The sequence below is a fragment of the Bradyrhizobium sp. Kon56 genome (genome assembly GCF_055807635.1).
On the sequence record NZ_JBVVOU010000104.1, the window covers coordinates 1 to 791 of the forward strand.

The following is a 791-nucleotide window of genomic DNA, read 5'->3' on the forward strand; positions in this document are numbered from 1 at the left end:
GTCACCGTCGCGGTGCCGCTGGCGTTGGACGCAGACTGCACGCCGGTGGCAAGGTCGATCGCCTTCAGGAGGTCGGCCGCGGTGGCGCCGCCGAGATAGACGGTCGAGTTGCCGCTGCCATCGGTGACGAGGTTGCCGGCAACGCCGGAGCCGGCCGGAACGTTGGCCGCCGCGGGCGCATTGCCATCCTTGAAGCTGATGACATGGCCGTTGACGTTCAGCGTCGAGTTGGTCTGGAGCAGCGAGGACAGCGTACCCGTGCCGGTGGTGCGGTTCGCCTGCACCGTCGCGGTGCCCGAACCGACCGATGCGGTGAGGCCCAGCGCCTTCAGGGCGTCAGCCTTGCCGGTCAGCACCAGATCGGCGCCGGTCGTGCTCTGCAGCGAGATCTGACCGCCCGTGATGCTCGATGCGGTCTGGCCCGCAGTCTGAGCGAAGGCCGCCGTGCCCGCGGTAGAGGTGATCGTCGCCGTTTGCGTGCCGCTGGCGAGATCGAAGGCGTTGACGAAGTCGCCGACCGTCGTGGTGGCGTTGAGGTAGACCGTCGAGTTGCCCGAGGTATCGGTGACGACGTTGCCGAGCACGCCGGTGGTGCCGCCGATCAGGCTGGCTGCCGTCGGGGCGGTCGCCGCCTTCACAGTGACGGTCTTGCCGTTGACGCTGAAGGTGTCGCCGTCAGCGAACTTGGTGGTGGCCTGCGTGGTCAGCGCGCCGCTCGCACCGTAGATCAGCGTGGTGCCGGAGATGTTGGCGGGGGTACCGGCGTTGTCCTGCGTCACGGCGCCGGTGAG

General features: G+C 68.8%; 1 protein-coding gene. It reads right to left on the minus strand.

Going from position 1 to position 791, the window contains the following annotated elements:
• A partial coding sequence (locus tag AC0L3B_RS38135; RefSeq protein WP_473334792.1) for a DUF1522 domain-containing protein occupies positions 1–791 on the minus strand: 791 nt, incomplete at both ends.